Genomic DNA, 4,815 nt, shown 5'->3' on the forward strand with positions numbered 1-4,815 from the left:
CCGCGGAAGAAGTGGTTGAAACCGACCTCGTAGAGCGACGCCGACGAGGCGTACGTCGAGATATGACCACCCACGCCGACGCCGGGCCGCTGTGCGCGATGCACCATGATGGCCGCGTTCCAGCGGATCCATCTCCGGAATCGACGCTCGATCTCTTCGTCGCCGGGAAACCACGGCTCCAGCTCGGTCGGGATGGTGTTGACGTAATCGGTCGACGTCAGCGCTGGGATGGCCACCCGCTGCTCACCGGCGCGTTCCAGCAGCCGCAGCATCAGGTAGCGGGCCCGCGCCGGCCCCGAGCGGGCCAGCAGTTCGTCGAAGGACTCCAGCCATTCCGCGGTCTCGTCCGGGTCGATGTCGGGCAGGTAGGACGCCACGCCCTCGCGGATCACCCGGACACGGTCGGATTCACCTGTGCTGCTTGGGCTTTTGGCCAGGTCATGGCTCACGAATTCGGTAGTCAACGGACTGCTCCTCGCTGGTGGTCCCTCCATCGTGCCGCATCGACACGGACCCGGTAACGTCAAACGCTGTGCTGAACGGATGGCACCCGCTCAGGTGGGTGGGGGTGCACGCCCGGACCGCTGCCTTGGTGGTCGGCATCGCCGCTGCGCTGGCGATGGGAGTCATCGGTTGCACCAATATCATCGGCGGCACGGCGGCCGTGGACACGTCAGCGGCACCCGCCTACCGCTCGTGGGTGTCCGAGTCGGTGTCGGCGTCGGCGGCGACGTCGAGCCTGCGCGAATCTCAGCGGCAGCAGACGCTGACCACGCGGGCGGTGCGGGGAGCGTGCGTGACGTTCGCAAAGACGAGCAGCGACGCCATCGAGACCGTCAACAAATACGTTTCCGCCCTCAACAAGGGTGGCGACACCGGCCCAACCGAGGGTCCGGCTGTCGACGCGCTCAACCACAGCGCCGACGAGGTCTCCCATGTCATCAACGACACGCTCTCACCCGAGCTGCACGACGCATTCAACTCCTACGTCGCCGCGGCGCGCGGGGTGGCCGACGCGATCGCCGGTCACGCGTCGACGTCGCAGTACAACTCCCGCACGGATCAGCTCAACACCGTCAGGGCGAGGGGGATGCAGCTGTGCAGGGCCTACTGAGAGTTACTAGGATGATCGATCCCTCGCGTGGGATACTGTCCTGCTGTGCGGCGGGGACACCGAGCGCACGATGCGCGGACGGTCGACGGCAAAAGGAGGAGTCGCACGGTGGTCGCGGCGGATAACGCGCCGAACTACGCTGGCAAACTGGGCATCCACAGCCAACAGGTTGTCCAGGAGTGGGGCTGGGACGAGGACACCGACGACGATATCCGCGCCGACGTCGAAGACGCCTGCGGCGAAATGCTCTACGACGCAGACACCGACGAGGTGGTCGACGTGGCGCTGCTGTGGTGGCGGGACGGCGACGGGGATCTGGTGGACACCCTGATGGACGCGATCGCCCCGCTGGCCGACGACGGCGTGGTCTGGGTGCTGACGCCGAAGACTGGTCGGCCCGGCCACGTGCTGCCTGCCGAGATCGCCGAGTCGGCGCCCACCGCCGGCCTGATGCCGACGTCGTCGGTCAGCCTCGGCGACTGGAGCGCCAGCCGCCTGGTGCAGCCCAAGATGCGCACCGGCAAGCGCTGACGCCGGTTTCACCCCGCTGACGCCGGCGTCACCCGCGCGAGCGTGCGAGTCCCCGGTCCGACACGCCGCGGGCTGACCGGGTTTGCGCACGCTCGCCGCGGGTCGTCTGCGTTTTGAGTGGCCGGCACCCCGCCGGGTAGCCTGCCCAGGGCGGGGCGCGTAGCTCAGTGGTAGAGCTCTGGTTTTACACACCAGCGGTCGGCGGTTCGATCCCGTCCGCGCCCACCAGTGTTAATGCAGGTCAAAGGCTTGTGGTTGGGTAATTGCATGCGAAAGCAAAACCTCCGTTGTATCCAGACGCTGGGCTGGCGAGCCGATCGGCGAAGGCGAGCACTGCCCGCATGACGGTGGTGAATTCCCGCGGTAGCGCAGCGCCAGCGGGTCCGAGGCCGACGCGGTAGGCGTCGTACGAACGGCCCCTCAGTTCGAGCAGGTTTCCGATCACCGACGACAAGGCGGCGACGTCGGTACCGCGGTGACTGGCCGTTGCGATCAGCGCGACGCGAGCATCGGAATGCGCGGTGGCCGGGTCACCGGTGAGGGTGTAGACGTCGGCATAGTCGCGCACCCGGGTGTTCGCCGACCCGAGACGGATCGCGGTGGCGATCTTCTCGGCCAGCACGGCCTCAAGCGGATAGCCGTTGCCGGTGTACATGCGGTAACAACTACTCCGCCTCGTTTCCGGTGCAGGTGTGACCGGTGTGGCCCGTCAGGGTCGTGTGCCGTCGTTAATCCGCGATCGAGCGTGCCGCTGCAGTGAGTTCGCTCGCACCGCGGCCGAGGAGAAGGCCGAGCGGGTTCTTCGCGAGCACGAGGCCACGACGACCGTGCCCGCTGAGTCTTTCGACGAGTTGCTTGCCGCGCTCGACGCTCCGCCGTCGCCGAATACCGCCCTTGCGCGGGCAGCGCACTGCGCCCGCGATGTGGTGACCCGCGACTGACCAGGATGCGCTTCCGCTGTCCCCAGCCGAATCGGGCGCGGCGGGCCGATCGAAATTCCGGCCGTTCTCCTTGCCCGGCTCGCCTTGTCGACATCCCTGCAGGGCCAAGGGTTGGGCGAGATTCTGGTCGCCGATGCACTGGCCCGCATCGTCGAGGTCACCAGCACGGTCGCCGCAAGGGTCGTCGTGGTGGATGCCTTGCACGAGCGTGTCGCCCGTTTCTACGAACCTCTCGGGTTTCGCCGCGTACCTGACAGCGTGCTCCTCGTCCAAAAAATCGCAAGTATCGAAGCGGCGCTCGCCCCACCGACGTGAGGATCACTGCCTGACGATCAAAACCCCCGTTGTGCTACGAGTGTGCCACGACGGGTAGTGCTGCGCCTGGTGTCAGGCGTGGGCGTGGGTGTGCAGTTCCTCAAGCCCGACCTGGTGCACATGCGGATGGGTGTGCTCGGTCCCGTCCTCGTGGGTGTGGGCGTGCTCGTGCTCCACGTGGTCGTGGTGGTGTGCGTCCGCGTGGTCGTGAGTGTGGGTCACCTCGCCGTGGCTGTGCTCGTGCGCATGCGGTTCGTCGTGGCCGTGGTTGTGGTGTGTCATGATTTTTCATCCCTTCATTCGTTGACTCGTCGGCCCTTGGAGACCAACGCCTGCTCGGCGACCGCCTGCAAGTTGCTACCGGTGCGGTGATGCGACGGCACTCCTGGGCCGGCATGCTCGGCGTTGAAAACGGCATCAGTGACCAGTTGGCACACGTGCTCGTTTTCCATGCTGTAGAAGATCGTGGTGCCCTCGCGCCGAGTGCGTACCAGTCGGGCCATCCGGAGCTTCGCCAGGTGCTGGGAGACCGACGCCGCTGGCTTGCCGACGTGTTCGGCGAGTTCAGTTACCGACAACTCTCGACTGGTGAGTGCCCATAACACCTGAACGCGGGTGGCATCGGCCAACATCCGAAACACCTCGACAACCAGATCGACTTGATCGTCGGGAAGCCGCGGAGCTTTATCGCTATCCGCATGCATACGCAGATAATAGCTTTTTGGTTCAGATGGTGTCAACCGTGGGTATGTAGCGCGCGATCAACGTCGGTTCGGTCGACGATCTGATCGTCAGCATCGGCGACTTGGACTACAGCGATCCCTTGGCTGCTACCCACTCTGTGGCTTGGCCCGTCACGGCGGCGATGCGGTCGTAATCGGCGTCGTAATGCAGCACCGTCGCCCCGCTCAGCTCCGCTGTCGCTGCGATAATCAGGTCGGGTAGCCGAAAGTGGCGGTGCTGGCTGGTGACGGCGAGCAGGTGGTGTACATCCAGGGCTCGGTTCATGGCCTCGGTGGTCACGTCGATCCAGCGGTGTCCGTGCAGCGCATCCCAGATGACCTCGTAGCCCTGGGGATCCGGGGCATTGTTGAGGTACTCCAGCGCGGCCAGCTGGCAGCCTGCGAGTCGTCCCGCCGCCAGGAGCGCCTCGAAGCGGCGACGGACGACGAGATGTCGACTCTGCAGGACGTAGACGGTGGTGTCGGCCAGGTAGACATCAGCGGCCATCAGAGCGCTTCGGGTTCGTGTGCGTCGTCTTCGAGTCGAGTCAAATCGCGGCCGGTGCCGTAGCGCCACGTGCTCGCCGAATCGGTGAAGTCCATCGCGACGCTGTCGAGGGCGGCGACGATCTTTCTGGCTTGGGTGCGTAGCGCGAAAGTGTGCAGCGCCGCGTTGATGGTTGCGACTTTGGTGGCGGTCCCAAGCACTTCTTGGGCGGCGTTGAGCCAGTCGTCATTGACGTCGACGGTGATTCGAGTCATGCCAGCCACGATACATCAGATTTCATGACACGAGCGCACCACAATCGGATGAATTACCGCACCATCAACTAACGCTGACGGTCACCATCACCGGCTGGCGAGAGTTCGGCGAATGCGCGGCATGACGTGCGCTGCCCATATCGGGTATTCGATCGCGTTGCGAGCCGCATCCCCATCGTCTCCTTGCACCGATTCATCGTGGCCACCGCGCTGGTACTGAAGGCACCGCTCGTGACCCGCGATGGTGCCATCCAAAACTCTGGCCTAGCCGAAACAGTCTGGTAGTCAACGGTAGTCATCCTCCTGTCGCCACGTGTTGATCAGAAACCCAAAGATGTCAACGGCAAGTGAAAACTGACCCCCTGGCGGCATCTGAAAATTGACCCCCTAGGCCCGGATGGTTGGTGGTTATTCTTCGGTGGTTCCGGCT

Annotated in this window: 9 protein-coding genes, 1 tRNA gene and 1 pseudogene; 5 read left to right on the plus strand and 6 right to left on the minus strand. The window is 65.0% G+C overall.

What is annotated here, in order from left to right:
- Window positions 1–464, minus strand: a pseudogene (locus tag AC2VOP_RS13320) (pyruvate dehydrogenase (acetyl-transferring), homodimeric type); the annotation flags it as partial.
- A 68-nt stretch (window positions 465–532) separates the two neighbouring features.
- Between AC2VOP_RS13320 and AC2VOP_RS13325 the strand changes: the two are divergent.
- The 3 genes from AC2VOP_RS13325 to AC2VOP_RS13335 all read left to right on the plus strand — a co-directional run bounded on the left by AC2VOP_RS13325 (window position 533) and on the right by AC2VOP_RS13335 (window position 1,873).
- Complete coding sequence (locus AC2VOP_RS13325; RefSeq protein ID WP_486961412.1) at window positions 533–1,114, plus strand: hypothetical protein; 582 nt, start codon at window positions 533–535, stop codon at window positions 1,112–1,114.
- A 108-nt stretch (window positions 1,115–1,222) separates the two neighbouring features.
- Entirely contained in the window at window positions 1,223–1,645 is a 423-nt protein-coding gene (locus AC2VOP_RS13330; protein ID WP_486961413.1) for a DUF3052 domain-containing protein, read from the plus strand.
- A gap of 153 nt (window positions 1,646–1,798) precedes the next feature.
- Window positions 1,799–1,873 (plus strand) — tRNA-Val (locus AC2VOP_RS13335).
- A 13-nt stretch (window positions 1,874–1,886) separates the two neighbouring features.
- Here AC2VOP_RS13335 and AC2VOP_RS13340 read toward each other — a convergent pair.
- Window positions 1,887–2,300 carry a nucleotidyl transferase AbiEii/AbiGii toxin family protein gene (locus AC2VOP_RS13340; protein WP_486961414.1) on the minus strand — a complete coding sequence of 138 codons (414 nt, stop codon included), beginning with the start codon at window positions 2,298–2,300 and terminating at the stop codon, window positions 1,887–1,889.
- Window positions 2,301–2,337: 37 nt separating this feature from the next.
- Here AC2VOP_RS13340 and AC2VOP_RS13345 point away from each other — a divergent pair, with 37 nt between their 5' ends.
- Both AC2VOP_RS13345 and AC2VOP_RS13350 read left to right on the plus strand, forming a co-directional pair.
- On the plus strand, window positions 2,338–2,586 hold the full coding sequence (locus AC2VOP_RS13345; protein ID WP_486961415.1) for a type II toxin -antitoxin system TacA 1-like antitoxin: 249 nt from the start codon (window positions 2,338–2,340) through the stop codon (window positions 2,584–2,586).
- 54 nt (window positions 2,587–2,640) lie between these two features.
- Window positions 2,641–2,901 (plus strand): GNAT family N-acetyltransferase, encoded by a 261-nt coding sequence (locus AC2VOP_RS13350; protein WP_486961420.1) that lies wholly within the window; start codon window positions 2,641–2,643, stop codon window positions 2,899–2,901.
- Window positions 2,902–2,973: 72 nt separating this feature from the next.
- Here the strand turns inward: AC2VOP_RS13350 and AC2VOP_RS13355 are convergent, their stop codons facing one another.
- The 4 genes from AC2VOP_RS13355 to AC2VOP_RS13370 all read right to left on the minus strand — a co-directional run bounded on the left by AC2VOP_RS13355 (window position 2,974) and on the right by AC2VOP_RS13370 (window position 4,385).
- Window positions 2,974–3,183 carry a zinc transporter Slc39a7 gene (locus AC2VOP_RS13355; protein WP_486961416.1) on the minus strand — a complete coding sequence of 70 codons (210 nt, stop codon included), beginning with the start codon at window positions 3,181–3,183 and terminating at the stop codon, window positions 2,974–2,976.
- Between the two features lie 14 nt (window positions 3,184–3,197).
- On the minus strand, window positions 3,198–3,605 hold the full coding sequence (locus tag AC2VOP_RS13360) for an ArsR/SmtB family transcription factor (RefSeq protein WP_486961417.1): 408 nt from the start codon (window positions 3,603–3,605) through the stop codon (window positions 3,198–3,200).
- Window positions 3,606–3,711: 106 nt separating this feature from the next.
- Complete coding sequence (locus tag AC2VOP_RS13365) at window positions 3,712–4,131, minus strand: PIN domain-containing protein (protein WP_486961418.1); 420 nt, start codon at window positions 4,129–4,131, stop codon at window positions 3,712–3,714.
- Window positions 4,131–4,385: a type II toxin-antitoxin system VapB family antitoxin gene (locus AC2VOP_RS13370; protein ID WP_486961419.1), complete on the minus strand. Its 255-nt coding sequence runs from the start codon at window positions 4,383–4,385 to the stop codon at window positions 4,131–4,133. Before AC2VOP_RS13370 ends, AC2VOP_RS13365 begins: the two co-directional genes overlap by 1 nt.
- Between the last annotated feature and the right edge of the window lie 430 nt (window positions 4,386–4,815).

It is taken from the genome of Mycobacterium sp. TH-M106, assembly GCF_057473765.1.

What these genes read in the sequence shown, in the direction of transcription:
- AC2VOP_RS13340 (WP_486961414.1), bottom strand. Translation starts at nt 2,300, where the DNA reads ATGTACACCGGCAACGGCTATCCGCTTGAGGCCGTGCTGGCCGAGAAG.
- AC2VOP_RS13355 (WP_486961416.1), bottom strand. Translation starts at nt 3,183, where the DNA reads ATGACACACCACAACCACGGCCACGACGAACCGCATGCGCACGAGCAC.
- AC2VOP_RS13360 (WP_486961417.1), bottom strand. Translation starts at nt 3,605, where the DNA reads ATGCATGCGGATAGCGATAAAGCTCCGCGGCTTCCCGACGATCAAGTC.
- AC2VOP_RS13365 (WP_486961418.1), bottom strand. Translation starts at nt 4,131, where the DNA reads ATGGCCGCTGATGTCTACCTGGCCGACACCACCGTCTACGTCCTGCAG.
- AC2VOP_RS13370 (WP_486961419.1), bottom strand. Translation starts at nt 4,385, where the DNA reads ATGACTCGAATCACCGTCGACGTCAATGACGACTGGCTCAACGCCGCC.